Origin of the sequence: Lentzea sp. NPDC051208 (assembly GCF_040682435.1) — a bacterium.
In the GTDB taxonomy this organism is placed as follows: domain Bacteria; phylum Actinomycetota; class Actinomycetes; order Mycobacteriales; family Pseudonocardiaceae; genus Lentzea; species Lentzea kristufekii.
Map to the genome: position 1 here is coordinate 521,993 of NZ_JBFBAW010000001.1, position 25,965 is coordinate 547,957.

Consider the following 25,965-nt stretch of genomic DNA (forward strand, 5'->3'; position numbering starts at 1 on the left):
GGAGAACCTCACAGCATGAGATCGCAACCCCCACGTCTCCTCGCCGCGACCCTGCTCGCGGTGCTGACGGCGAGCTCACTCCAGGCCGCGGGCGCCGCTGCGGCGGCAGACTACGAACGCGTGCTCAACGGCACGTTCGACAGCGGCGCCGCCGATCCCTGGTGGGCCGGCGCCGGAGTGACCAACCGGGTCACCGGCGGCGAGTTGTGCGCGGCGGTCACCGGCGGCACCACGAACCCGTGGGACGCCCTGATCGGCCAGAACGGCGTCCCGTTCGAGACCGGCCAGTCCTACACCTTCTCGTTCGACGCCCGCGCCACGACGGCGCAGCCGATCACGGCCGCCGCGGGTGAGAGCGTGAGCCCGTACCGCGGGATCGCGAGCCAGCAGTTCACGCTCTCCCCCGAGAAGCAGCGCTTCACGTTCACCTTCACGTCCACATTGGACTTCCCGGACGCGGGCAACGGACAGGTCGCGTTCCAGCTGGGCGGCCAGCCCGCCGACAACACGATCTGCGTGGACAACGTCTCCGTGATCGGTGGCGTGAAGCCGCCCGGTGGCGTCAACCCCAACCCCACCAGGAAGGTCCAGGTCGACCTGGTCGGGTACGTGCCGGGCCTGCCCAAGCGGGCGACCCTCGTCTCCACGGCGACGACGCCGCAGACGTGGACGCTCAAGAACTCCGCGGGCGCGACGGTGGCCACCGGCCAGAGCACGCCCAAGGGCGCGGACGCCACGTCCGGCGACTCGGTGCACCAGATCGACTTCTCGTCGTTCGACACGGCCGGCACCGGCTACACGCTGTCCGTCGGCGAGGACAGCAGCTTCCCGTTCGACATCTCCGCGGACCCGATCAAGAAGCTGCGCTACGACTCGCTCGCGTTCTTCTACCACCAGCGCAGCGGAACCCCGATCGAGGCGCAGTACGTCGGGGACGAGTACTCGCGCCCCGCCGGTCACGTCAACGTCGCTCCCAACCAGGGTGACGACAACGTGCCGTGCCGGGCGGACCTGGCCTGCGGCTACACGCTCGACGTGCGCGGCGGCTGGTACGACGCGGGCGACCACGGCAAGTACGTGGTCAACGGCGGCATCGCGGCCTGGCAGCTGCTCAACTCCTACGAGCGGGCCACCCGCGTCGGTGACGCGTCCGCGTACCGCGACGGCACGCTCGCCATCCCGGAGAAGACCAACGGCGTGCCGGACCTCCTCGACGAGGCGCGCTGGGAGGTCGACTTCCTGCTGAAGATGCAGGCACCGGACGGCATGGCGCACCACAAGATCCACGACGCGAACTGGACGGCCCTGCCGACCAGGCCCGAACTGGACGACCAGCCGCGCCGGCTGTCCGCGACCAGCACCGCCGCGACGCTGAACCTGGCCGCGGTCGCCGCGCAGGCGTCCCGGCTGTGGAAGGGCATCGACGCCACGTACTCGGCGACGCTGCTCACGGCCGCCCGCAAGGCCTACGCCGCGGCCAAGGCCAACCCGGCCAAGCTCGCCGACCCGAACGACGGCACCGGCGGTGGCGCCTACAGCGACAGCACCGTCAGCGACGAGTTCTACTGGGCCGCCTCCGAGCTGTACGCGACCACGGGTGACAGCGCCTACCGGACCGACGTCACCGCCTCGCCGCACTACAAGGCGGCAGGCCTGACCAGGGCCGGCTTCTACTGGGGCGGCACGGCGCCGCTGGGTGACATCACGCTCGCCCTCGCACCCAACGGCCTCCCGGCGGCGGACGTCACGGCGATCAAGTCCGCGTTCGCCACCGTCGCGGACCAGCACCTGACCGCCATGGCGGGGATGGGCTACGCCGCGCCGTACGACAACAGCACGGACGGGTACGTCTGGGGCTCGAACTCCGCGGTCCTGAACAACGCCCAGGTGCTCGCTCTCGCCCACGACTTCACCGGTGCGGCCAAGTACCGCGACGGCGTGTTCGAGGCGCTGCACTACGTCCTCGGCCGCAACCCGCTGAGCACCTCGTACGTGGCGGGCTACGGCGACCAGGCGATGCGCAACGCGCACCACCGGTTCTGGGCCAACCAGAACGACCCGACCCTGCCGATCGCGCCGCCCGGATCGCTCTCCGGCGGCCCGAACAGCGCCCTGCAGGACCCGGTGGCGCAGCGCCTGCTCGCCGGCTGCCCGCAGCAGAAGTGCTGGGTGGACGACATCGGCGCCTACTCGGTCAACGAGGTGGCGGTGAACTGGAACTCCGCGCTCGCCTGGGTCTCGGGCTGGGCGGCGGAGAAGTCCGGGACCTCGACGCCGAAGTCGGACTGCGAGGTCGGCTTCACCGCCGGCAGGTGGAACGACGGCCTGTCGGCGCAGGTGAAGATCACCAACACCGGCACGACCGCGTGGACGTCGTGGAAGCTCGAGTTCGCGTTCCCCGGCACCCAGAAGGTCACCGCCGGCTGGTCGGCGACGTGGAGCCAGACCGGACGTGACGTGACGGCGGCCAGCATGCCGTGGAACGGCCAGGTGCAGCCGGGCAAGTCCGTCCACATCGGATTCAACGGCTCCGGTACCGGAACCGACCCGACCGCCTTCACGATCAACGGGAAGGCCTGCAAGATCGCCTGACCGCGCACCAGGGATGCGCCCGCTGTCACTTCGGTGGCAGCGGGCGCTTGGCGTTTGCGGCCTCTGTGAGCGCTAACAGGCACTACCTGCTGTTATCCAGATGAAACTTGACGGGCCAGTTGTTAGCGATAACACTCGCCGCCTACAGCACTGTTGCCTGTCGGTGACATCGAGGAGAAGCAATGAGGCTTGCCAGGATCGCGGCCACCACCGCACTCGCCGTCACCCTCGCGGCCTGTGGTTCGGCGCAGAAGACGGTCGACCAGCAGACCACCTCCAGCGAGGGTGCGCTGGTGGGTGTCACCATGCCGACGCGGTCGTCCGAACGCTGGATCCACGACGGCGACAACATCAAGAAGGCCCTGGAGGGCAAGGGGTACAAGGTCGACCTCCAGTACGCGGAGAACGACATCCCGACCCAGGCCAACCAGATCGAGAACCAGATCACCAAGGGCGCGAAGCTCCTGATCGTCGCCTCGATCGACGGCACCGCGATCACCTCGCAGCTGCAGCAGGCCGCCGACGCCAAGATCCCGGTGATCGCCTACGACCGGTTGATCCGCAAGAGCCCGAACGTCGACTACTACGCGACGTTCGACAACTTCAAGGTCGGCGTGGAGCAGGCGAACTCGCTGCTGGCCGGCCTGAAGACGAAGGGCGAGGGCCCGTTCAACGTCGAGCTGTTCGCAGGGTCGCCGGACGACAACAACGCCACGTTCTTCTTCAACGGCGCCATGTCCGTGCTCCAGCCGCTCATCGACCAGGGCAAGCTCGTGGTCAAGTCGGGTCAGAAGGACTTCAAGACCGTCGCGATCCTGCGCTGGGACCCCGCGACCGCGCAGAAGCGCATGGAGGACCTGCTCACCTCGACCTACGGCGGTGCCAAGGTCGACGGCGTGCTCTCCCCCTACGACGGCATCTCGATCGGCATCCTCTCCGCGCTCAAGAGCGGTGGCTACGGAGCGGCCGGCCAGGCCTACCCGATCGTCACCGGTCAGGACGCCGAGGTCGCCTCGGTGAAGTCGATCATCGCCGGTGAGCAGTACTCCACGATCCACAAGGACACCCGCCTGCTCGCCGACGTCACGGTGAAGATGGCCGACGCGGTGCTCAAGGGCGGCAAGCCCGAGGTCAACAACACCAAGGACTACGACAACGGCAACAAGGTCGTCCCGTCGTTCCTGCTCCAGCCCGTCCCCGTGGACAAGGCGAACTACCAGAAGGAACTGATCGACTCCGGTTACTACACCGCCGACCAGCTCAGGTAGGTCCTGTGTCCGACGACATCCTGGTGATGCGCGGCATCACCAAGAGGTTCGCGGGTGTCACCGCGCTGCACGAGGTCTCCCTGACCGTGCGGCGCGGTGAGATCCACGCGATCTGCGGCGAGAACGGCGCGGGCAAGTCCACGCTGATGAAGGTGCTGTCCGGGGTGCACCCGCACGGCACGTACGACGGCGACATCCTCTTCGAGGGCGAGCCGTGCGCGTTCGACGGCATTCGCGACAGCGAGCGCCGCGGCATCGTGATCATCCACCAGGAGCTGGCGCTGTGCGGCCAGCTCTCCGTTGCGGAGAACCTGTTCCTGGGCAACGAGAGGTCCCGGCGCGGGTTCATCGACTGGAACCGCACCAACCACGAGGCCCAGGCGCTGCTCGACCGCGTGGGACTGCGGGAGAACCCGACGACCCCGGTGAACGACCTCGGCGTCGGCAAGCAGCAGCTCGTCGAGATCGCCAAGGCGCTGTCCAAGGAGGTCAGCCTCCTGATCCTGGACGAGCCGACGGCCGCGTTGAACGACGACGACTCGCAGCACCTGCTGGACCTGCTCGACGGTCTGCGGAACGAGGGCATCACCTCGGTGATCATCTCCCACAAGCTGGGCGAGGTCATCAAGATCGCCGACACGGTCACGGTGCTGCGCGACGGCAAGACGATCGAGACGTTGCCCGCCAAGGGGCTCAGCGAGGAACGCATCATCTCCGGCATGGTCGGCCGCGACCTGGAGCACCGGTTCCCGCCGCGCACGCCCGACATCGGCGAGGAGGTGCTGCGCATCGAGGACTGGACGGTGCACAGCCCCGCCCAGCCGGACCGGGTGGTCGTCGACAACGCCACGCTGTCGTTGCGGCGCGGGGAGATCGTCGGTCTCGCCGGCCTGATGGGCGCGGGCCGCACCGAGCTCGCGATGAGCGTCTTCGGCCGTTCGTACGGCGTCGGCATCTCCGGGCGCGTGCTCAAGGACGGCCAGGAGATCGACACGCGCACCGTGCGCGGCGCGATCCGGCACGGCCTCGCGTACGTGAGCGAGGACCGCAAGAAGTACGGCCTCAACCTCATCGAGGGCGTGCAGCGCAACGTCTCCGCCGCCGCGCTGGACAAGCTCGCAAGCCGCGGCTGGGTGAACGAGAACGAGGAGTACACGGTCGCGGAACGGTTCCGGAAGTCGATGGGCATCAGGACCGCCGCCGTGTCGACGCCGACCGGCACGCTGTCCGGCGGCAACCAGCAGAAGGTCGTGCTGGCGAAGTGGATGTTCACCGACCCGGACGTGCTGATCCTCGACGAACCGACGCGTGGCATCGACGTCGGCGCGAAGTACGAGATCTACTCGATCATCAACGACCTCGCCGCCCAGGGCCGCGCGGTGCTGGTGATCTCCTCGGAGCTGCCGGAGCTCCTCGGCCTGTGCGACCGCGTGTACGCGCTGTCGGAAGGCCGCATCACCGGCGAGGTCAGCCGTGAAGAGGCAACGCAGGAACGCTTGATGCAGTACATGACGCGAGGACAGAGCTGATGACCACGAAGATCGCGCCCGCTCCCGCCGCCGCACCGCCCGCGCGGTCGCGGCGGTTCTCGATCAACCTGCGGCAGTCGGGCATCTACGTCGCGTTCGCGCTGATCGTCGTGCTGTTCGCGGTGCTGACCGACGGCGCCCTGCTGCAGCCGCAGAACATCTCGAACATCATCGTGCAGAACTCCTACGTGCTGATCCTCGCGATCGGCATGATCCTGGTGATCATCGGCGGGCACATCGACCTGTCGGTCGGTTCGACGGTGGCGCTGACCGGGGCGATCTGCGCGGTGCTGACCGTCCAGTGGGGACTCCCGTGGCCGGTGGCGGTGCTCCTGACGCTGCTCTCGGGCGCGTTGATCGGCGCCGCGCAAGGCTACTGGATCGCCTACTTCGGCATTCCCGCGTTCATCGTCACGCTGGCCGGCATGCTGGTGTTCCGCGCGCTCACGCTGACCACGCTGGGCAACCAGGGCATCGGGCCGTTCCCCGACGAGATCCGCTCGCTGGCGAACGGCTTCACGGGCGGCTACCTCGGCAACATCGGTCTCGGGCCGCTCGGCGGCGCCGACCTGGTGAGCCTGCTCGCCGGTCTCGCGTTCGTGGTGGGGTTCGCGTTGTCGCAGTGGCGCAAGCGCGCGGCCCGGCTCGGCTACGGCCAGGTCGTCGAGCCGATGCCGGTGTTCGTCCTCAAGATCGTGGGCGTCGGTGTCGTCGTGATGGCGGTCGTGGTGCAGCTCGCCCGGTTCCGCAACCTGCCGTGGGTGCTGGTGCTGCTCGCGGCGCTCGCGCTCGGCTACTCGCTGATGGCCGGCAACTCCGTGTTCGGACGGCACATCTACTCGATCGGCGGCAACGTGCAGGCCGCCACGCTGTCCGGCGTGAAGGTCAAGGCCGTCACGTTCTGGGTGTTCGTCAACATGGGCGCGCTGGCCGCGCTGGCCGGCGTGATCTTCGCCGGCCGGCTCAACCAGGCGGGCCCGACGGCGGGCATGTCGTTCGAGCTGGACGCCATCGCGGCCGCCTTCATCGGTGGCGCCGCGGTCCAGGGCGGTGTCGGCAAGGTCGTCGGCGCCATCACCGGCGGCCTGATCATGGGCGTGATCAACAACGGCATGTCGTTGATCGGCGCGCCCAGTGAACGCGTGATGCTCGTGAAGGGTCTCGTCCTGCTCGCGGCGGTCGCCTACGACGTGTGGACCAAGCGACGCGCCTGAAGTTCCTCCCCTGCCCGGAAGGCGAACAACAACGATGTTGTCATCCCTGCGCCATTTCGGAGTCGTCGTGGCCGTGACGGCCGCCCTGCTCCCCGTCACGCCGGCCGCCGCCGAACCGCTCGTGCGGACGGCGGCGAACGCCGTGGAAGTCCCGAACATCGACGACGTCCGCGGCCACCTGACCCTGCCCACCACGGGAACCAACGACACGACCATCACGTGGAAGTCGTCCAACGGCAAGGTGATCACGCCGACCGGTGAGGTGAGCCGCCCTCCTGCGGGCAGCAAGCCCGCCAAGGTCGTGCTGACGGCGAAGGTGAGCCGCGGGCAGCAGAGCGCCACCCGCGCGCTCACCGCCACCGTCGCCCCGTTGCCCGTCAAGGAACCGTTGGCGGGCTACAGCTTCTTCTACTTCACCGGCGAGGGCAGCCCGATCGGTGAGCAGATCTACGCCGCCGCCAGCAACGGGAACAACCCGCTCGACTTCTCCGAGGTCAACGGCGGCCAGCCGGTGCTGAAGTCCAGCCTCGGCGAGCTGGGCGTGCGCGACCCGTTCATCCTGCGCTCCCCCGAGGGCGACAAGTTCTTCCTGCTGGCCACCGACCTGAAGATCAACGGTGGGCGCGGCTGGGACGCGGCGCAGCGCAGCGGCAGCCGGTCGCTGATGGTGTGGGAGTCGACGGACCTGCGGAACTGGTCGCGCCAGCGCAGCGTCGAGGTCTCGCCGCCGACCGCGGGCAACACGTGGGCACCGGAGGCGTTCTGGGACGCCAAGCGCGGGCACTACGTCGTCTACTGGGCCTCGAAGCTGTACGCGGAGAGCGATCCCGGCCACACGGGCGACAGCTACAACCGGATGATGTACGCGACCACGCGCGACTTCGTGACGTTCAGCCCGGCGAAGGTGTGGATCGACCCCGGTTACTCGGTCATCGACTCGACGGTCATCGAGCACAACGGCACGTACTACCGGTACACGAAGGACGAGCGGAACAACTCGTCGTCCTCGCCGTGCAGCAAGTACATCACCGCGGAGAAGTCGGCGGACCTGCTGAACCCGAAGTACGACTTCGTCGCGGAGTGCATCGGCAAGGCCACCGCGACGAGTCCTGGCCTGAGCGCCGGTGAGGGCCCGACCGGGTTCAAGTCCAACACCGAGGACAAGTGGTACCTCTTCATCGACGAGTACGGCGGCCGCGGCTACGTGCCGTTCGAGACGACCGACCTCGCCTCCGGGAAGTGGACGATGTCCACGGGCGCGCGCCTGCCCACGTCCCCGCGCCACGGCACGGTGCTCCCGGTGACCCAGGCCGAGCTGGCCCGGCTCACCGCTCCCCCGGCGCCGGTGAAGGCCGACGCGAAGGGCCTGGTCGCGCACTGGCCGCTCACCGGTTCCGCCGCCGACGCCACCGGTCACGGCTATGACGGCGTGCTCGCCGGCAACGCCACGTTCTCCGAGGGGTCCCTGTCGCTGCGCGGCGGGCACGTCCAGCTGCCGAACAACATGCTGACCGGCGCCCAGGCGGCCACGATCTCCGCCGACGTGCTGGTGGATCCGGCCCAGCAGACGCCGTACTTCCTGTACGGCTTCGGCAACACCGCGCCGAACGGCACCGGCAACGGGTACCTGTTCAGCACCGGCGACACCTACCGGGGGGCGATCGCCACCGGCAACTGGACGACCGAGCAGGGCGCGAACTCCGGCCGTGCGCTGCCCCGCGGCGTCTGGAAGAACGTGACGCTGACGATCGGCGGCGGTGTGGAGGTGCTCTACCTGGACGGCGTCGAGGTGGCGCGCAACACCGGCGTCACCGCCAAGCCCTCCGACCTCGGCGGCGGGATCACCGCGGCCAACTACCTCGGCCGGTCGGTCTACGCGGCGGACCGGACGCTCCTCGGCAGGATGAAGGACGTCCGCCTCTACAACCGGGCGCTCTCCGGCACCGACGTGGCGGCGCTCCCGTTCAACGCGACCCTGATCCGGTCGGTCGCGCACAGCTCGCTCAAGGCACCCGCCGTCATCGAACCGGGCAGCGTCGTGCTCCCCGTGCGGCCGGGCACCGACCTGCGGCGGGTCCAGCTCGACTTCGGACTCGCCCCCGGCGCGACCATCACGCCCAGCGGGCCGGTCGACCTGCGCAAGCCGCGGCAGTTCACCGTGCGGTCGGGCCGCGAGAGTCGGGTGTGGACGGTCGAGGCCCACGAGATGCGCAGCCCTGTGCTGCCGGGCCTGAACGCCGACCCGAACATCGTCGCGTTCGGCGACACCTACTACATCTACGCGACAACGGACGGCTTCGACGGCTGGAGCGGCACGAAGTTCTCCGCCTGGTCGTCGAAGAACCTGGTCGACTGGAAGGACGAGGGCGTCATCCTCGACCTCGGTCCCGGCGTGAGCTGGGCCGACCGCAACGCGTGGGCACCCGCGATCGTCGAACGCGGCGGGAAGTACTACTTCTACTTCTGCGCGGAGGCCAAGATCGGCGTCGCCGTGAGCGACTCCCCGACCGGCCCGTTCGTCGACTCGGGCCGGCCCCTGATCTCGCGCAACCCCACGGGCGGTGGCCAGGCCATCGACCCCGCCGTCTTCGTCGACCGCTCCGGGCAGGCGTACCTGTACTGGGGCAACGGTGAGGCCTACGTCGTTCCGCTCAACAGTGACATGATCTCCTACGACCCGGCCAAGATCACCCGCCTCACCGGGCTGACGGACTTCCGGGAGGGCCTGTTCATGGTGGAGCGCAAAGGCACGTACTACCTGAGCTGGTCGATCGACGACACGCGCAGCGAGGACTACCGCGTCGCGTACGCGACCGCGCCCAGCCCCACCGGCCCGTTCACGAACCGCGGCCTGATCCTGAGCAAGGACCTGAAGCTCGGGATCAAGGGCACCGGACACAGCTCGATGCTGCAGGTGCCGGGCACCGACGACTGGTACCTCGTGTACCACCGCTTCGCCATCCCCGGCGGGGACGGCACGCACCGCGAGACCACGATCGACAGGATGAGGTTCGGCCGCGACGGCTCCATCGTCCCGGTCGCGCCGACGCTGGAGAGCGTCGCACCACAACGGATCCGGCCGCAGCACTGCCGGGCCCTGATCAACTGATACGAGGAGTTCGATGTCGCAGCGGGAACCCGAGCTACGCCGGGAACTGTTCGGACGGGCCGGTGACACCGACGTGCACCGGTACGTCCTGGCGTGGCCGGGCGGGCTCACCGTGCGGGTGCTGGACTACGGCGGGGTGATCCAGTCGCTGGAGGCACCGGACCGCCACGGTGTGCCCGCCAACGTGGTCCTCGGGTTCCCCGCGCTCGACGACTACGTCGCGAACAACCGGCCCGACGCGGCCAGGGTGTTCTTCGGCGCCGTGATCGGCCGGTACGCCAACCGGATCGCCCGCGGCGCCTTCACCCTGGACGACGTCCAGCACCAGCTCCCCCTCAACAACGGCCCGAACAGCCTGCACGGCGGGCCGGCGGGCTTCGACACGCGGGTGTGGTCCGCGACCGAACTGCACGAGACGGACAGCGTGGGCGTGCGGCTCGAACTGGTGAGCCCGCACGGGGACGGCGGCTTCCCCGGAACCGTGGACGCGCAGGTGACATACCGGCTCGACCGGCACAACCGCCTCAGCATCACCTACCGCGCGACGACGGACGCGCCGACCGTCCTCAACATGACCAACCACACCTACTGGAACCTGGCCGGGGAAGGCAGCGGCGACGTGCACCGCCAGTCGCTGATGCTCAACGCGAGCCGGTTCTGCGCCGTCGACGAGTCCCTGATCCCGGTGGGAGCGCCCGTGCCGGTCGAGGCGACCCCGTTCGACTTCCGGCTGCCGACCGCGATCGGTTCCCGCATCCGCGCGGCCCACCCCCAGCTGCGCATCGCGGGAGGCTACGACCACAACTGGGTGCTGGACTCGTCCGGCGCCACCTTCGCCGCGCAGGCCTGCGACCCCGTCTCCGGGCGCCTGCTGACCATGTGGACCAGCGAACCCGGCCTGCAGTTCTACTCCGGCAACTTCCTGACCGAGGACCTGGTCGGCACCAGTGGCCGCCCGTACGGCCCCGGCGCCGGCTTCGCCCTGGAGGCACAGCACTTCCCGGACTCGCCGAACCGCCAGGACTTCCCCAGCACGGTGCTGCGGCCCGGCGACGTCTACCACCAGGAGACGGTCTTCCAGCTGTCCACTGCGGACTAGGGTCGGTGTCGAAGTCCGGCGCGGCTGTCGCGGACCAGACTTCGACGCAGGCCTTAGCTCAGGCGGCGTGACTGCACGTGGGGCAGGTGCATTCGGCACACGTGCAGTTGGCGCACGAGTCGGTGCACCCGTCGCAGGCGCACTGTGCGTGGTTGCAGGTCGGGCAGTCGCATTCCGAGCAGTCGCACTGCGCGCACGAGTCCGCGCAGTGCGCGCACCTGCACTTGTCGCACTCGTCGTAGTGCACGCCGCGATCCGTCACGTGTTCGCGGTGCAGGTGTCCGTCGTGCAAGTAGTCGACGTGGTCCCGGTGCACGAGGGCGTCGTGCCCGCAACCGGGACCGTGGGTGTGGCGGTGCAGTTCCGCGGGAGCGTGCTCGACAGTCGTCATAGGACAGATGCTCATATGCGCAGACGACCATGACAAACGCAGGAGCATTTGATCACCCGTCCGGGTGACGGGACGCCGCAGTTCGGGGCGTCAGAAAAGCATTGCACCACAAGCACTTTCGATTCGACGGGCGATTCGACACGACGTGAACTTCCCGGCGGGCTGTCTCGTTCAAGCGGTTGCCCACGCACCGCTCACGAAAGGGCACCTGTCGTGACAACCGTGTTCCAGGAATCCGCCCTGTTCGATCTGTCCCCCGCCGACCGCGAACTGTTCCAGGTGTTCGGCGCCGGTCCCGTCCGGACCCCTCCGTCCGACCACGTCCACCACGCCTTCGAGACGCACGCGGCGCGCCGCCCGCACCTGACCGCCGTGGAACACCTCGGCGAGTCCCTGACCTACGGGGAACTCGACGCCAGAGCCACGCTGCTGGCGGAACTGCTGGTCCGCGGTGGCGTGCGCCCCGGTGACCACGTGGGCCTGTTCCTGACGCGGTCGATCTCCATGGTGGTGGGCATCCTGGCGGTGCTCAAGGCGGGAGCGGCCTACGTGCCGCAGGACGTGCGCAACACGCCCGAGGCCCACCTGCGGCACATCGTCCGGGCCGCGCACGTCGACGTGGTGCTCACGACGACCGCGGACACGGCCTCGCTGCCCCCTCACCTGGCCACCATCATCACGATCGACACCCTGCCCGACGTCGGCGCGTTCTGCCGCACCTTCACGGCGGAGTCGGACATCGCCGCCGTCATCTTCACCTCCGGCACCACCGGGTGTCCCAACGGCGTGCGGGTCTCCCACGCCAACCTGTGCAACGTCCTGCTCACCACTCCCGGCTCGCTGGGCGTCGGACCGGGGACCAGGGTGTCCCAGCTGCTCAACATCGCCTTCGACATGGCGATGTGGGAGATCCTCGGCACGCTCGCGAACGGCGGCACGCTCGTGATCCGGGGCGACGACCTCGCGCGGACGGCGAGCACGGTCGACGTCGTGATCGCCACGCCCAGCGTGCTGGCGACGCTGGATCCCGCCGCGTGCCAACGGGTGCACACGGTCGCGGTCGCCGGCGAGCGCTGCCCGCAGGCCCTCGCGGACGTGTGGGCTCACCGCGTGGCCTTCTACAACGCGTGCGGTCCCACCGAGGTCACCATCGTCAACACCGTGCACCGCTACGAACCGGGCGCCGGGCAGCTCACCATCGGCAGGCCGGTGCCGAACACGACCGTGTACGTGCTCGACGACGACCTGCTGCCGTGCCCCATCGGCGCGGTCGGCGAGATGTGGGCCGGCGGCGCCTGCGTGACGGCGGGGTACCTGGGCGACCTCGACCTCACCGCGGAGCGGTACCGCCCCGACCCGTTCCTCGGCGGCGACCACCTCATGTTCCGGACGCGCGACCTCGGCAGGTGGACGCGCGAAGGCCGGCTGGAGCACCGCGGCCGCACCGACGACCAGGTCAAGGTGCGCGGGTTCCGCGTCGAACTGGACGCGGTCACGGCGGCGCTGGAGCGTGCGGAGGACTGCGACCGCGCCACGACCGTGGTGCACGACGGCAGGCTCGTCGGGTTCATCAGCCCCGGCACCGCGACGCCGGAGCAGGCGCGGCGGGCGGTCTCGCAACGGCTGCCGTACTACTGCGTGCCGACGTTGATCGTCCCGGTCGACGCGCTGCCCACGACCGACCGCGGCAAGGTCGACCGGCGTGCGCTGCTGTCCCATGTGGACGGACTGCGGCGGGAGCCCGTGGCATGACGGTGCGGCACGTCGTCCTGCCACCGGCGGATCGGCTCGTCTACGAGGAGCACCTCGCGCAGTGCGCCTCGTGCGAGCGCGAGGTCTGCGGGCTGGCGGGACTGAGGGGCCTGCTGTCGCGCGTCCCGGAGGCGTGGGCGGTGCGGCGGCGCCGGCTCGTGGTCATGGCGGCGACGGTTCTCGTCGCCGCCATGACCGGTGCGGTGCTCGGCGTGCTGTTCTTCTGCTACCTCTGACCCGTCAGGGAGTGGACAGCTCGAAGCGCTGCACCCCGACGGAGCCGCCGAGCGCCTGCGTGGCGTGGTTGAAGATGCCGAACCGGTAGCCCATGAAGAACTGCCACTCGTTCTTCAGTGTGAAGCCGCTGCCCAGCGACGTGAAGTTCACGCCGTCCGTGCTGTAGGAGAACCGGGCCTGCCGTCCGCTGCCGGGACGGATGTCGGCGTTGGCGCGCAACCAGATCCGGGTGCCGGTGAGGTTCGCGCTCGCGACCTCGGTGCCGGTGCCGGTGGTGTTCCAGCTGCTGTCCATGGTGAGGCCGTTGACCATGACCACTCGGTTGCGGCCGTTGTCGCGTTTGACCCCGATCCACGCCGAGGAGTCGCGCAGCATCGCCAGACCGGTGCGGTCGCCGTCGCGCATCGACGCGAGGTCGAGCGTGACTGTGGCCGTGGACGTCGGCCCCTGTATTCGGTGGGTGAGGGTGTTGCGGGCGTTGTACAGGTCGTTGGTGACGGTCGCGGTGGACAGCCTGAGCCCGTTGTTGACGCTGTACTTCGTGGTGTCCGGGTTGTGGTTCCACTCCCACTGCGGCCCGAGTCTCGTGCCGTCGAAGGTGTCCACCCCGATCATCGGTTTGACCTGGCGCGGTGGCGGGGGCAGGTTCGGCATCGGGTAGTTCGCGCCCCAGCCGCCGTTGACCGTGGTGATGCGCGGCCAGCCGTCGGAGGTCCAGGTGATCGGCGCGAGCACCGGCACGCGGCCGCCGGGGTAGGCGTCCACGAAGGCCATGTAGTACCAGTCGCCGTTCTGCGTCTGCACCATGCCGCCCTGGTGTGGCACTCCTCCGCCCTGGATCGGCGTGGGCATGTTCAGCAGCACCTGCTGGACGGTGTACGGGCCCCACGGGCTCGACGACTTGAGCACGTACTGGCCGTTCGCGGGCCTGGTGAGCCAGATGTAGTAGCTGCCGTTGCGCTTGTAGAACCGTGCGCCCTCCAGGGTGCCGATGTTGGACGGCGTCTGGAACACCTGCTGCGAACGCACCTCCGACTTCCCGTCCGCCGACAGCTGCGCGACGCTGATCGTGGTGTTGCCGTACGCGACGTACATCGTGTCGTTGTCGTCGACCAGCATTCCCGCGTCGTAGTAGCACTTGTTGATCGTCGAGTGCTTCGACCACTGCCCGTCCACGGCCGCGGCGGTGTAGATGTGGGTCTGGGCGAAGTCGACGCACCCGCCCCAGTAGAAGGTGTTGTTGCTCTTGCGGTGGTTGAGGAACGACGCCCAGATCCCCCGCACGTACCCCCTGCTGCCGTTGAGGTCGTACTTGGCGCCGAAGTCCAGACGTGGCACCGAGTGCCCGGCGAATTCCCAGTTCACGAGATCGTAGGAACGTAGGATCGGCGCTCCCGGCGAGTAGTGCATGGTCGACGCCGAGTAGTAGTACGCGTCACCGACGCGGATGATGTCGATGTCCGCGAAGTCCTGCCACAGCACCGGGTTGGTGAACGACGCCGGCCGGGGCGTGGTCGTGGTGGTCGTCGTTGTCGTGGTCGTCGTCGGTTCCGTGCCGCCGTTGCAGGTGGTTCCGTTGAGGCGGAACGACACCGGGTCGGGGTTGGCGGAGCCGGACGTGGCGTTGAACCCGAACTCGACCTTGCCGCCGGTCGGCACGGACCCGTTGTAGGGGGCGTTGCGCGCGCTGACCTCGCCGCCGCTCTGCGTGATCACGGCGTTCCAGTGCTGCCCGACCTGCTGGCCGGAGGCGTACGTCCACTCGAGCGTCCAGCCGGTGATCGCGTCACCGGTGTTCGTGATGGACACGGACGCGCCGAAGCCGCCCTGCCACTCGGAGGTCTTGGTGTAGGTGACCGAACAGCCGGGAGCGGCCTGTGCGGTCGTGCTCGCGGCGAGGCTCGCGGCCACGAGCGTGAGGGCGGACACCGCCGCCGCGACAGGGGCCCACCTCATGATCGCGACCACCTCTGGTTGGTCTGGCCGTTGCAGGTCCACAGCACCAGCTTCGAGCCGTTGCCGGTCGCGGCCCGTTCGACGTCGAGGCACAGACCGGCGTTGGTGTTGCGCAGCGTCCCGTCGGAGCCCAGCGTCCAGCGCTGGTTCGCCTGCCCGTTGCACTGCCAGACGATGACCCTCGTGCCGTTGGCGGTGCCCTGGTCGTACGCGTCGAGGCACTTGTCGCCGAACACGCGGACCTCGCCGTTCGGCCAGGACGTCCACCGCTGCGAGGCGGGCGTGAGGCAGTCCTGGATCACGACCGCGGCCCCGGCCGCCGTGGACTGGTTCTCGACGTCGAGACAGCGGTTCGACCCGGCTCCGCGCAGCCGCGAGGTGGTGTTCTGCAGCGGACTTCCGCCGGTCACCCGGAACGCGGTCACGCCGTGCGCGGGGACGGAGGCGGAGATCGCGCCCGAGGTGCTGGACGTGCCGCCGGTCCAGAGGTCGGTCAGCGTGAAGCTGCCGCCGGACAGGCCGATCTGGGCGGCCGTGGTGGCGATGGTGGCGGTGCCGCCGCCGCGGTTGAACAGGCCGACGGCCACCGAACCGTCCGCGAGCGGTTTGGCGAACACCTCGGTGGCGCCGTCGTCCCGCACCCGGCGCCCGCCCGCGCCGAGGCCGTCCTGGTTCACCGCGATCAGGCGCTGGTTGCGCAGGATCGCGCTGACGTCGGCGGACATGGTGCGGATGTCGTTGCCCGCCATGAGCGGCGCCGCCATCAGCGACCACAGCGTGAAGTGCGAGCGCGACTCGGTGAGCGTGAGACCAGGACGTCCGACGACGAGCATGTCCGGGTCGTTCCAGTGGCCGGGACCGGACTGCACCGCGAGCGGGGCGGTGATGTCGACGACGTTGCCCACGCCCATCGGGTAGCTGTTGGTGTTGCCGTTCTGCCAGATGTCGAGCAGGTCCTCGGTGGTGCGCCACAGGTCGGCGACCTCGCTCCAGTCGTACCTGTCGCCGGTGGGAGCGTGGAAGCTGTTGGAGTTGATGCTGTAGACGATTGGGCGGCCGGTGGCGCGCAGGGCGTCGCGCATGATCGTGAACCGGGCGATCTGCTCGTCGCGGGTGCCGGCACCCGAGCACCAGTCGTACTTCAGGTAGTCCACGCCCCACGACGCGAAGATCCGCGCGTCCTGGACCTCGTGGCCCTTGCTGCCGGTCGAACCGGGGTGGGCGCCGGTGCCCTGCGCGCACGTCTTCTCGTTCGGCGCCTGGTAGATGCCGAACTTCAGGCCGCGGGCGTGGATGTAGTCGCCCAGCGCCTTCATCCCGCTCGGGAACTTCGACGGGTGCGCCCGCAGGTTGTCGGCGGAGTCGCGCTGCGGGTCGAACCAGCAGTCGTCCACGACGACGTACTGGTAACCGGCGTCGCGCATCCCCGACGACACCATCGCGTCGGCGGCCTGGCGGACCTGGCCCTCGGTGATGCCGCAGCCGAAGCTGTTCCAGCTGTTCCAGCCGAGCGGCGGGGTGAGAGCCGGGCTGCCGGGAGCGGCGGGCGCGGCGGCGGGGTTCGCGGTGACGGTCGCCATCGCCGCCAGCAGAACGGCGGCGAGGTGGGTGAGTTTCCTGGGCCAGGAGGGCATCGTTGCCCCTTTCTCGCAGGGGGACGCCGCCGGTGCGCGTGCCCGGCGGCGTCGGTCCTGCACTCAGCAGGTCGAGTTGGTCTGGGTCAGCAGGCCGAGCCGCCAGGGCAGCCGGTTGTACTCACCCCCGGCGCCCGGATCCATGCCCTGGTAGAGGTAGCTGAGCTTGCAGGGGCTGATCTCCATCGTCTGGTCGACGTTCGTGCGCACCATCTCGCCGTGGCTGATGTCGCGGGTCCACTGTCCACCCGGGAACGTGACGTTGTTCGCGCGGGCGAACGGGTTCGACTCGCTCTCCGCCAGGCCCGTCCACGGACCGGTGATCGAGGGCGCGGTCCAGGAGCGGAACCACCGGCGGCCGTCCGAGCCGATCGCCTCGTGCACCAGCAGCCACTGGTTCTTGCCGGCGATCTTGTAGACGTTGGCGGCCTCGAACAACCGGTTGCGGTCGCTGTCCTGCATGGCGATCACCGTGTTGGTGAAGCCGTTCGGGAACTGCGCGAGGCTGGTCTCCGACCGGTAGAGGTGACCGTTGTCGTCGGAGGAGAACAGGTAGCACTTCCCGGTGTCGCACACCGTCCAGAAGTCGACCCAGTAGCCGTTGCCGATGTTGTCGCGGATGATCTGCGGCATCCCGCCGGCGTAGAAGTTCTTCGGCGTGGACCACGACGCCGGGTTGGAGATGTCCGTGGTCGTGGAGTACGACGCGTTGTCCCCGGTCTGGTAGACGAGGTACCAGAGGCGTTGCGGCGCGAAGTAGAACACCTGCGGCGCGGCCCGGTACCCGCCGCCGATGCCGGAGCGGTCGAGGTAGAAGTGCGGTGCGGCCGACGCCTGGGACCAGTCGCTGAAACTGGTGTACATCAGGTTGTAGCCGTTGGTGTAGGTCGACGCGAACACGTGGTACTTGCCGTTGTAGTAGATGACGCTCGGGTCCTTCACCGCGACGTTCGGGTGCGTGGCGTCCGGCTTCGGGCTGATCAGCACGCCGCTGGAGTTCCAGCGGAAGCTCGACGGCAGGCTGCCCACGGGCGGGTTGCCCGTCGTGGTCGTCGTCGTGGTCGTCGTCGTGGTGGTGGTCGTGGTCGTCGTCGTGGGGCCGACGTCACCGGTGCACAGGGTGCCGTTGAGCGTGAACGCCGTGGGGTTCGGGTTCGTCGAACCGGTGGAGGAACCGTTGAACCCGAACTCGACCCGGCCACCGGTGGGGATCGCCGCGTTGTACGAGACGTTGCGGACGGTCACCTCGCTCCCCGACTGGGTCGCCTCGGCGTTCCAGGCCTGCTTCACCTGCTGGCCCGCGGAGAAACTCCAGGTGAGCGTCCAGCCGTTGACGGCGTCACCGAGGTTGGTGACGCTGACGTTCGCCGTGAAGCCACCGTCCCACTGCGACGGTGCGGAGTAGGTCACCGAGCAGCCCGGGGCGGCCGCGGCGGGAGGCACCGCCACCGCGGCGAGCGCGGACACAGCGATGAGCGGGACGGCGGCGACGGCCGTGAGCCGGGCTCGTCGTGATGTGAACAATCGTGCGAAGAACATGATCACCCTTCGTCGTCGGAGGGAGCGGAGGAGCTCAGATCACGCGCCGGCACAGGTGGCGTTTCCGACCGCCGCCGCACCGGGACCGGACGCGAGGAAGCCGAACGTCACCGAGGCGCCGGGGCTGACCGAGCCGTTGTAGGGGGCGTTGGTGACCGTGACCGAACCGCTGGCGACACCGCCCCAGATCTGCGACACGGTGTGCCCGTTGGGAAGCGTGAACCGGACCGTCCAGCCGGACAGTGCGGACGCGGTGGGGTTGGCGACCGTGACGTCGGCCTGGAAACCACCGTTCCAGGTGCCCGTGACGCTCGACGTGGCCGTGCAGGCGCCGCCGGGCGCGGGAGGATCGCCGATGCTGCCGGGAACCGACGACAGCGCGGTGAACCAGACCGCCGCCATCTTGCTGTAGCCGGTGGCGTTCGGGTGGATGCCGTCGGGCAGGTCGGCGATCGGCACCGCCGGGTACATGTCCACGACGTGCACCCGCTTGCCCGCCGCGGCTTTCGCTCGCAGCAGCGGGACGATGGCGGAGTTGTAGGCGCGCACGGTGGAGTCGGCGAAGCGGATCGGGATGATGGTCGAGACGAACACGTTGGCGTTCGGCGCCTGAGCGGTGATCTTGTCCACCAGCGCGGACAGCCTTCGCGGCGCGCCGGCGGGATCGCTGCCGTACATGTCGTTGGTGCCGATGTGCAGCAGGATCGTGCGCGGGGTGTAGGTCCTCAGCCAGTTCACGACGTTCGCGTCGACCTGGGCGATGGTCCAGCCGGGGTGCCCCTCGTGGTTGCGGTCGGGCATGGAGCCCGGCCCGTCCGCGAGCGAGCCCACGAAGTCGACGGAGCGTCCGGCGGCACGCAGCTTCGTGCCGAGGTCGAGGCGGTAGCCGCCGAGGGAGCCGCCCTGGGTGATGGAGTCGCCCAGCGGCATCACCCTCACCGGGTCGGCGAAGGGGACCGGTTCATCCACAGTGGACTGTTCGGCGAAGGCGGGCGACGCGGCCAGCAGGGTGGCGATCAGCGCACCGCACAGCGCTTTGAGCGGGCTCGGCATGATGAGCCTTTCGACGAGCGGTCAGCGGCGGGGCGGCTTCCAGCAATGTAGCTAAAATGTGAGCGCTAACCTTTAGCAAAACGGCTCGTTTACGCGCTCAAGCCGCAATCAGGCGCATTGCGCTGTTAACGCGAACAAGTCTTGCTCGTCACCGCGGTCGCGCGACCGAACCGCCCTCGCGCACCGGCATCGGCACCCGGCGGATCAGCGGCGGCCGGACCACGCGCCCACGCCGTCCCAGCACCTCCACGAGGACCTCGACCGCCTGCACGCCGAGCTCGTGGTGCGGCAGGGCGATGGTGGTCAGCCGGGGCCGCATCCAGGAGGCGACGGGGTGGTCGTCGAACCCCAGCACGGAGACGTCACCCGGCACCGCGAGCCCGGCCTCCCCGAGAGCCTGGTAAGCCCCGAACGCCAGGCGGTCGTCGAAGCACACCAGCGCCTTGGGCAGGTGGTGGCGCAGCAGGTCCCTGGTCGCGTCGTACCCGTCCTCCGGCGTCCACCGGGGACAGCGGTGCGCGCTGACCACCTCGACGCCCGCTGCCGCGAACACCTCGCGCAGCCCCATGAGGCGCTGCACGGCCGCGATGCTGCGAGGCGGGACGTCGTAGTGACCCGGTCCGGCGCCGATCAGGTGAATGCCGTGGCGGTGCCCCGCCTCGACGAGCAGGCGTGCCGCCGAACGTCCGCCCTGCACCTCGTCGGACACCACCGACGGGATGGCCGAACCGGCCCCGGCGGTGGCGTTGAGCAGCACGGTGGGCCCGTGGTGCAGGCCTTCCGGCACCGTGATCGCCCTCGTGTGCGTGGTGGCGAAGACGATGCCGTCCGCGCGCCGGTCGCGCATCGCCTGGACCAGCGACCGCTCGAGCACCGGGTCCCCGCCCGTCTCCCCGGCGAACAGCATGAACCCGTGCCGGTAGGCGGCCTCCACCGCGCCCTTCACGACCTCGCCCGCCAACCCGGACGAGGTGACGGTGTCGAGCACGAACCCGATCGTCCGCGACGGTCCCGGACGCGGCCCGCTCACCAGCGTGCCGCGCCGGTAACCCAGCTCCTGGGCCGTGGAACGAACCCTCCGCTCGGCGTCCTCGGAGATGCGCAGTTCGCGCGCGCGTCCGGTCAGCACGAGCGATGCCGTCGTCACCGACACCCCGCTCGCCGCCGCGACGTCGGCCAGGGTCACGCGAGTTCGTCCCACCGCAGATCCGCCTCCCGAGCCGTACGGGCCCGGCCGCGTCGCAGCCGGATGTTCCACGAACTGGTTGTGGTCACACGCCTTCCGCCGAACGGCCCTGGCGGAGGGGACCGTCCGGCGACGAGCGTCCTACCGCTTCAGGCGACCGGGGTCTCCGGCGTCGCCGCGGCGCACGAGCCACGCCTCGGTGATGTGGGTGAACATCGCCTGCGCCGCACCGGCCTCGTCGCGGGCGGCGATGCGTTCGCAGATGCGGCGGTGCCCCTTGTTGGAGGCCGTGCACATGTCCCGGCCGCTGCGCCCGTGGTAGCCGGCGGAGTTGAGGACCTGCCTCTCCAGCGAACGCACCACACCACGGGCGATGCGGTTGCCCGAGGCCTGCATGATCGTGTCGTGGAACAGGCGGTCGTGCTCCTCGTAGCTGGGGGTGTCGCCGACGAGCTCGTCCATCCGGTCCACCAGGGCGCGCAACCGGTCCACGGTGTCCTGGCCGGCGGTGCGCGCGGCGACCTGCGCCATGTCCGACTCGAGCAACCGGCGCGTCACCACCACGTCGTCGAGGATCGCGAGGCTCTCGTCCTCGGCGACGGCGGCGGCGAGCACCAGCTCGTCGAGCATGTTCCACTGCGCCATCGGGGTGACGGTGGTGCCCGCGCCCTGGCGCACCCGCACCAACCCCTTCTCCTGCAGGACCTTCACCGCCTCGCGGATCACCGTCCTGCTCACCGAGAAGGTCTCGCACAGCACGGGCTCGGGCGGGAGCGTGGTTCCTTCGGCGTAGGTGCCGCGCACGACGCGTTGCACGAGCTCGGCGGTGACCGCGACGGCCAGGCTCGCCGGTCTCCGCGTCCATCCGGGGGTCGCGGCCGCATCCTGGTCCGGACGTGTCACCGACATTTCGCCTCCGTTGTGCCGCACCCTGTTGCGAGGACTCGACAGTATACGTAACACCATTGACGTCACACGTCATACGAGTTACGTTCGCGTTGTCCTGAACCGGCCCGGACGCCCGGCCTCCCGTCCGCGGAGACCCGTCCGCACGCCCCGTTCCACGGTGCCGTCGCCGCGAAGTCCTGGCCGGCCGCCGGCGCGTTCCCCGGCAGGCTCGACGAACCCGGGCGTCCACACAGGACACGAGCTGTCCCGTCCGCCGCAGCGGGAGAGGTGATCAGGCCACACCCACCAGGAGGTCACTTGTCCACGTCCTCGTTCCCCGCTGTGCGCGGGCGGATCGCGCTCGCCGCCACGGCAGCGGTGATCGCCGCCCTCGCCACCGCTCCCCCCGCCTCCGCGGCCACCACGACCCTCCACGCCTCTCCCTCGGGCAGCGGCACCGCCTGCTCCGCCGCGGCGCCGTGCTCGTTGCCGGGAGCGCAGGCTACGGTGAGGTCCCGCAACGCCTCGATGTCCGGTGACATCGTCGTGGAACTGGCCGGCGGCACTTATAGGCTCACCGAGCCGTTCCGGCTCACCGCGGCGGACTCCGGCAGCAACGGGTACCGCGTGCTGTGGCAGGCCGCCGCGTCGGCACGTCCCGTCATCAGCGGCGCCAGGGCGGTCACCGGGTGGTCGCTGGCCGACGCCGGCAGGAACATCTGGCGGGCAGGCGTCGGCACGGGTGTGGAAAGCCGCCAGCTGTACGTCAACGGTGCCATCGCGACCCGCGCGCGGGCCCAGGTGAACCGCGCCGACTTCACGTTCACCGACACCGGCATGCGCTTCTCGAACAGTGCGCTGAACTACCTCAACAACCTGGCTAACCAGAACCGCGTCGAGGTGGAGAGCGTCAACTCGTTCACCGACCGCTACTCGCCGGTGCAGAGCATCGCCGGGAACTTCCTCACGATGCAACAACCCGCGTGGAACAACAACACCTTCGGCTACGACACGCTCAGCAAACCGCACCGGGCCGGCCCGCTGTACCTGGCGAACGCGTACGAGTTCCTCGACGCGCAAGGCGAGTGGTACGTCGATCCCGGTGCGGGAGCGCTCTACTACATCCCGCTCGCCGGGCAGAACATGAGCAACGTCAGCGTGGAACTGCCGGTGCTGCAGTCACTGGTCAACGTCGGCGGCACCTACGACGCTCCGGCGCGCAACATCACGTTCAGCGGCATCACCTTCACCGGCACGTCCTGGCTCGGCCCCAGCAGCAACCAGGGGTTCGCCGACCAGCAGACCGGCGCCTACATGGCGGGCAACCAGAACTGGCCCGCCGACCGGATCAACTCCTGCCAGCAGGGCTGTGCGCAGTTCGAGGCGGTGCGCCCGCACTGGTTCCAGATGCCCGCCGCGGTCCAGGTCTCGGCGGCCGGCGGCATCACCTTCACCGACTCGCAGTTCGTCAACCTCGGCCAGACCGCGATCGGCATCGGCAACGACGCCAACGCGCACGCCAGCGGTGTGGGACTCGGCGCGTCCGGCATCACGATCACCAGGTCGGAGATCGCCCGCAACTCGGCGGGCGGCGTCGTGGTCGGTGGCGTGCGGGCCGACGCGCACCACCCGAGCGACCAGCGGATGGTCAACCGGGACATCACGGTGAGCCACAACAGGATCCACGACCTCGGCGTCGAGTACCGCGGCAACGTGTCGGTGCTCAACACCTACGTCAGCACGGCGACCGTGTCCCACAACGAGATCTACAACATGCCGTACTCCGGCCTGTCCCTCGGCTACGGCTGGGGCGCCAACGACGCGGGCGGCAGCAACCACTACGCGAACCGCGGTCTGTACAACTACCAGCCGCGGTACTCGACGCCCACCACCGCGTCCAACAACAAGCTCATCAACAACTACGTCCACGACGTCATGCAGCAGATGACCGACGGCGGCTGCATCTACACGCTCGCCTGGAACCCGAACGCGGAGATCAGCGGCAACCACTGCCTGCGCACCAACGGCTGGTTCGGCCTCTACTTCGACGAGGGCTCCAAGTACTACCGTGCGACCGGCAACGTGTTCTCCTCCACCGGCACCTGGGCCACCGCCAACTATTGGGGAGGCGAGAACATGGGCAACTGGACCCTCACCGGCAACTGGTCGACCAACAACAGCACCAACGTGACCAACGGCGACCGCGGCAACGTCGTCAACGGCAACGTGGTGGTGTCAAACGGCAACTGGCCGTCCGGCGCCCAGGCGGTCATGGCCAACGCGGGTCCGGGCGGCAGCGGGGGCGGCCGGGACAACGTCACGGTCGTCGGCAGCCAGTCGGGCCGCTGCCTCGACGTCGCCACCACGAGCAACAACACCCAGGCGCGGCTCTGGGACTGCAACGGCGGCACGAACCAGCGCTGGAACCACACGGCCGGCAGGCAGCTCACCGTGCAGGGCAAATGTCTCGACGCCTCCGGCGGAGGGACCGCCAACGGTACCGCGGCGATCCTGTGGGACTGCCACGGCGGCGTGAACCAGCAGTGGAGCGTCAACGGTGACGGCACCATCACCGGCGCGCAGTCGGGGCTGTGCCTCGACGCCAGCGGCAACGGCACCGCGAACGGCACGCTGATCCACCTCTGGTCGTGCCACGGCGGGACGAACCAGCAGTGGAGTCTGCGCGGCTGAGAACGGCCGGTGGTGTGGCCCGCCAACCTTCCAGGCCACACCACCGGGTCCCCGCACCGGCCGGTGCGGGGACCCGTTCACCGCCTCAGGAGCAGGCGACGCCGTTCAGCACCGCGGACGAGAACGGCGGCGTGCCACCGTTGTAGTTCGCGTTGAACCCGATGCTCAGCTGGGCACCGGCCCCGAGCGAGCCGTTCCAGGCGGTGTTCGTCACCCGGACCTCGTCGCCGGAGTCGGTCCACGTCCCGTTCCAGCCCTGCGTGACGGACACGCCGGGAGCGGAGAACGAGAAGGTCCAGCCGTTGATCGCCTGACCACGGTTCTCGATCACGATCTCACCGGTGTAGCCGCCCTGCCACTGGCTGACGACGCGGTGGGTCGCCTTGCAGCCGCCGATGGGATTGCCACTCGTGGTGGTCGTCGTCGTAGTGGTCGTCGTGGTCGTCGTCGTGCTGGTCGGGCCGGCGGCCATCGCGAGCTCGTAGGCGCGCTGCGGCACGAACTGACCGGCCGGCGCGATGCAGCCGTCGGACTCACCCGGCAGCTTCACCCACAGGTACGCCTCGATCTTGGCGTCACCCGTGTTCGTCGTGCTGGGGATGCCGATCGCGCGTCCCGCCGGGTCGCACCACTCGCTGCCGTTCGGACCGTTGCCGTTGCGGCTGGTGTCGACGACTGCCTTGAGGCGGCTGTCACCGACCGCGTTGAGCACGTTCTTGGCGAAGTTCACCTCGTCGGAGGTGGAGCGGTAGTTCGACACGTTCGTCGAGATGCCGTCGGCGCTGTTGGAGATGTCCGCGCCGCGCAAGCGGTTCGCGGCCTCCGCCGGGCTCAGCCACGCGGAGTGCCCGATGTCGAAGTACACCTTCGCCTGCGCGGAGCCGGACTTGAGCTTCTTGCCGGCGTAGGCCATGGACGCCTTGGTCTGGTTCTGCTGGTCCGCGGTCTGGCAGGTGGACATCAGCGGCAGCACGTCCGGTTCGAGCACGATCGTCGCCGGACGGCCTGCCAGGCCCGCGGCCACCTCGTCCACCCACGCCCGGTAGGCCGCGTGGGAGGACGCCCCGCCGCCGCTGGGGCCACCGCAGTCGCGGTTGGGGATGTTGTAGACGACCAGGATCGGGATCTTGCCGGCGGAGGCCGCCGCGCCGACGAACGAGCTGATCTCCGACCGCACCGTGGAGGTGTTGGTCGTGGTGTACCAGCGCGCCTGCGGAACCGACGCGATGCGGTCCCGGATGACCGCGGCACGCGAGTCTCCCGGGTTCGCGGCGACCCACCTGGCGCTCGAGCTCGACGGGTCGACGTAGAACGCCGACTCGGCCGCGCTGACGGTCGCGCCGCCGCTGACCACCAGGGTGGTGACCCCGGCGACGAGCGCGGACGCGAACAGGCACGCGCCCGCCGCTCGCTTCCTCGGTGTCGTCGTGTCTTCTCGGGACGGAACAGTTGCTGACATTCAGGTCCTCGCAGCGTCGTTGCCATGGGGAAGGGGTTCGCGATACGTGAGAGCGCTCTCACGGGCAGTGCGCAGAACGTGCGGCGCACAGCCGAGCACTCGGTCCGCTTCGGACCGGCATCGCTGAAAAGCGAATACGAGTTCGGGCCAAGGTAGCTGCGAAACAACGTTTCGTCAACGCTAAAGATGTTAGCGCTAACTTTAGCAGAATACGGTTTCAATACCGTTCGACGATCGTGCTCAAACGGTTTGACGTCCGCACTGGGAGCGCTCCCCTACATTTGTGCGCCGATCGAGTCAACCTGCTGTCGAATTCGACAGTGCGTTCTTGTGAGCGTGAACAGGGAGCTGAGACACTCCTTGTCGTT

Annotated in this window: 18 protein-coding genes; 9 read left to right on the plus strand and 9 right to left on the minus strand. The window is 69.2% G+C overall.

The genetic code is table 11. The features are described 5' to 3' along the window. Positions 1-15: 15 nt before the first annotated feature. The 6 genes from AB0M48_RS02225 (at position 16) to AB0M48_RS02250 (ending at position 10,811) form a co-directional block, all read left to right on the plus strand. Positions 16-2,592: a glycoside hydrolase family 9 protein gene (locus AB0M48_RS02225; RefSeq protein ID WP_363835460.1), complete on the plus strand. Its 2,577-nt coding sequence runs from the start codon at positions 16-18 to the stop codon at positions 2,590-2,592. 182 nt (positions 2,593-2,774) lie between these two features. Further along, positions 2,775-3,860, plus strand: coding sequence for a multiple monosaccharide ABC transporter substrate-binding protein (gene chvE / locus AB0M48_RS02230; protein WP_266043986.1), 1,086 nt, complete (start codon positions 2,775-2,777; stop codon positions 3,858-3,860). Between the two features lie 5 nt (positions 3,861-3,865). Next, positions 3,866-5,389 (plus strand): multiple monosaccharide ABC transporter ATP-binding protein, encoded by a 1,524-nt coding sequence (mmsA, locus tag AB0M48_RS02235; RefSeq protein WP_363835461.1) that lies wholly within the window; start codon positions 3,866-3,868, stop codon positions 5,387-5,389. Then, entirely contained in the window at positions 5,389-6,603 is a 1,215-nt protein-coding gene (gene mmsB, locus AB0M48_RS02240) for a multiple monosaccharide ABC transporter permease (protein WP_363835462.1), read from the plus strand. Before mmsA ends, mmsB begins: the two co-directional genes overlap by 1 nt. A 34-nt stretch (positions 6,604-6,637) precedes the next feature. Further along, positions 6,638-9,712 carry a family 43 glycosylhydrolase gene (locus tag AB0M48_RS02245; protein WP_363835463.1) on the plus strand — a complete coding sequence of 1,025 codons (3,075 nt, stop codon included), beginning with the start codon at positions 6,638-6,640 and terminating at the stop codon, positions 9,710-9,712. Positions 9,713-9,725: 13 nt separating this feature from the next. Continuing rightward, on the plus strand, positions 9,726-10,811 hold the full coding sequence (locus AB0M48_RS02250; protein WP_363835464.1) for an aldose epimerase family protein: 1,086 nt from the start codon (positions 9,726-9,728) through the stop codon (positions 10,809-10,811). 58 nt (positions 10,812-10,869) lie between these two features. Here AB0M48_RS02250 and AB0M48_RS02255 read toward each other — a convergent pair whose 3' ends face one another. After that, on the minus strand, positions 10,870-11,202 hold the full coding sequence (locus AB0M48_RS02255) for a hypothetical protein (protein WP_363835465.1): 333 nt from the start codon (positions 11,200-11,202) through the stop codon (positions 10,870-10,872). 213 nt (positions 11,203-11,415) lie between these two features. Here AB0M48_RS02255 and AB0M48_RS02260 point away from each other — a divergent pair, with 213 nt between their 5' ends. Together AB0M48_RS02260 and AB0M48_RS02265 are read left to right on the plus strand one after the other, a co-directional pair. Then, entirely contained in the window at positions 11,416-12,954 is a 1,539-nt protein-coding gene (locus AB0M48_RS02260) for an amino acid adenylation domain-containing protein (RefSeq protein WP_363835466.1), read from the plus strand. Then, a complete protein-coding gene (locus AB0M48_RS02265; protein ID WP_363835467.1) occupies positions 12,951-13,190 on the plus strand; it encodes a hypothetical protein in 240 nt (79 codons plus the stop codon). Before AB0M48_RS02260 ends, AB0M48_RS02265 begins: the two co-directional genes overlap by 4 nt. 4 nt (positions 13,191-13,194) lie before the next feature. Here the strand turns inward: AB0M48_RS02265 and AB0M48_RS02270 are convergent, their stop codons facing one another. From AB0M48_RS02270 to AB0M48_RS02300, 7 genes are all read right to left on the minus strand, one after another. Beyond that, positions 13,195-15,147 carry a family 43 glycosylhydrolase gene (locus AB0M48_RS02270; RefSeq protein ID WP_363835468.1) on the minus strand — a complete coding sequence of 651 codons (1,953 nt, stop codon included), beginning with the start codon at positions 15,145-15,147 and terminating at the stop codon, positions 13,195-13,197. After that, positions 15,144-16,781, minus strand: coding sequence for a ricin-type beta-trefoil lectin domain protein (locus AB0M48_RS02275; RefSeq protein ID WP_363835469.1), 1,638 nt, complete (start codon positions 16,779-16,781; stop codon positions 15,144-15,146). Before AB0M48_RS02275 ends, AB0M48_RS02270 begins: the two co-directional genes overlap by 4 nt. Positions 16,782-16,844: 63 nt before the next feature. Continuing rightward, positions 16,845-18,320, minus strand: a complete 1,476-nt coding sequence (locus tag AB0M48_RS02280; protein ID WP_363835470.1) for a non-reducing end alpha-L-arabinofuranosidase family hydrolase — start codon at positions 18,318-18,320, stop codon at positions 16,845-16,847. A 39-nt stretch (positions 18,321-18,359) separates the two neighbouring features. Further along, on the minus strand, positions 18,360-19,373 hold the full coding sequence (locus AB0M48_RS02285; RefSeq protein WP_363835471.1) for a cellulose binding domain-containing protein: 1,014 nt from the start codon (positions 19,371-19,373) through the stop codon (positions 18,360-18,362). Between the two features lie 148 nt (positions 19,374-19,521). Beyond that, positions 19,522-20,559 (minus strand): LacI family DNA-binding transcriptional regulator, encoded by a 1,038-nt coding sequence (locus AB0M48_RS02290; RefSeq protein WP_363835472.1) that lies wholly within the window; start codon positions 20,557-20,559, stop codon positions 19,522-19,524. Between the two features lie 141 nt (positions 20,560-20,700). Next, on the minus strand, positions 20,701-21,468 hold the full coding sequence (locus AB0M48_RS02295; RefSeq protein WP_363835473.1) for a FadR/GntR family transcriptional regulator: 768 nt from the start codon (positions 21,466-21,468) through the stop codon (positions 20,701-20,703). A gap of 293 nt (positions 21,469-21,761) precedes the next feature. Continuing rightward, entirely contained in the window at positions 21,762-21,989 is a 228-nt protein-coding gene (locus AB0M48_RS02300) for a hypothetical protein (RefSeq protein WP_363835474.1), read from the minus strand. Here AB0M48_RS02300 and AB0M48_RS02305 point away from each other — a divergent pair. Then, positions 21,976-24,138 carry an RICIN domain-containing protein gene (locus AB0M48_RS02305; RefSeq protein ID WP_363835475.1) on the plus strand — a complete coding sequence of 721 codons (2,163 nt, stop codon included), beginning with the start codon at positions 21,976-21,978 and terminating at the stop codon, positions 24,136-24,138. The genes AB0M48_RS02300 and AB0M48_RS02305 overlap by 14 nt on opposite strands. Before the next feature lie 85 nt (positions 24,139-24,223). On the opposite strand, the gene AB0M48_RS02310 is transcribed toward AB0M48_RS02305, so the two are convergent. Continuing rightward, on the minus strand, positions 24,224-25,597 hold the full coding sequence (locus tag AB0M48_RS02310; RefSeq protein WP_363835476.1) for a glycoside hydrolase family 6 protein: 1,374 nt from the start codon (positions 25,595-25,597) through the stop codon (positions 24,224-24,226). Between the last annotated feature and the right edge of the window lie 368 nt (positions 25,598-25,965).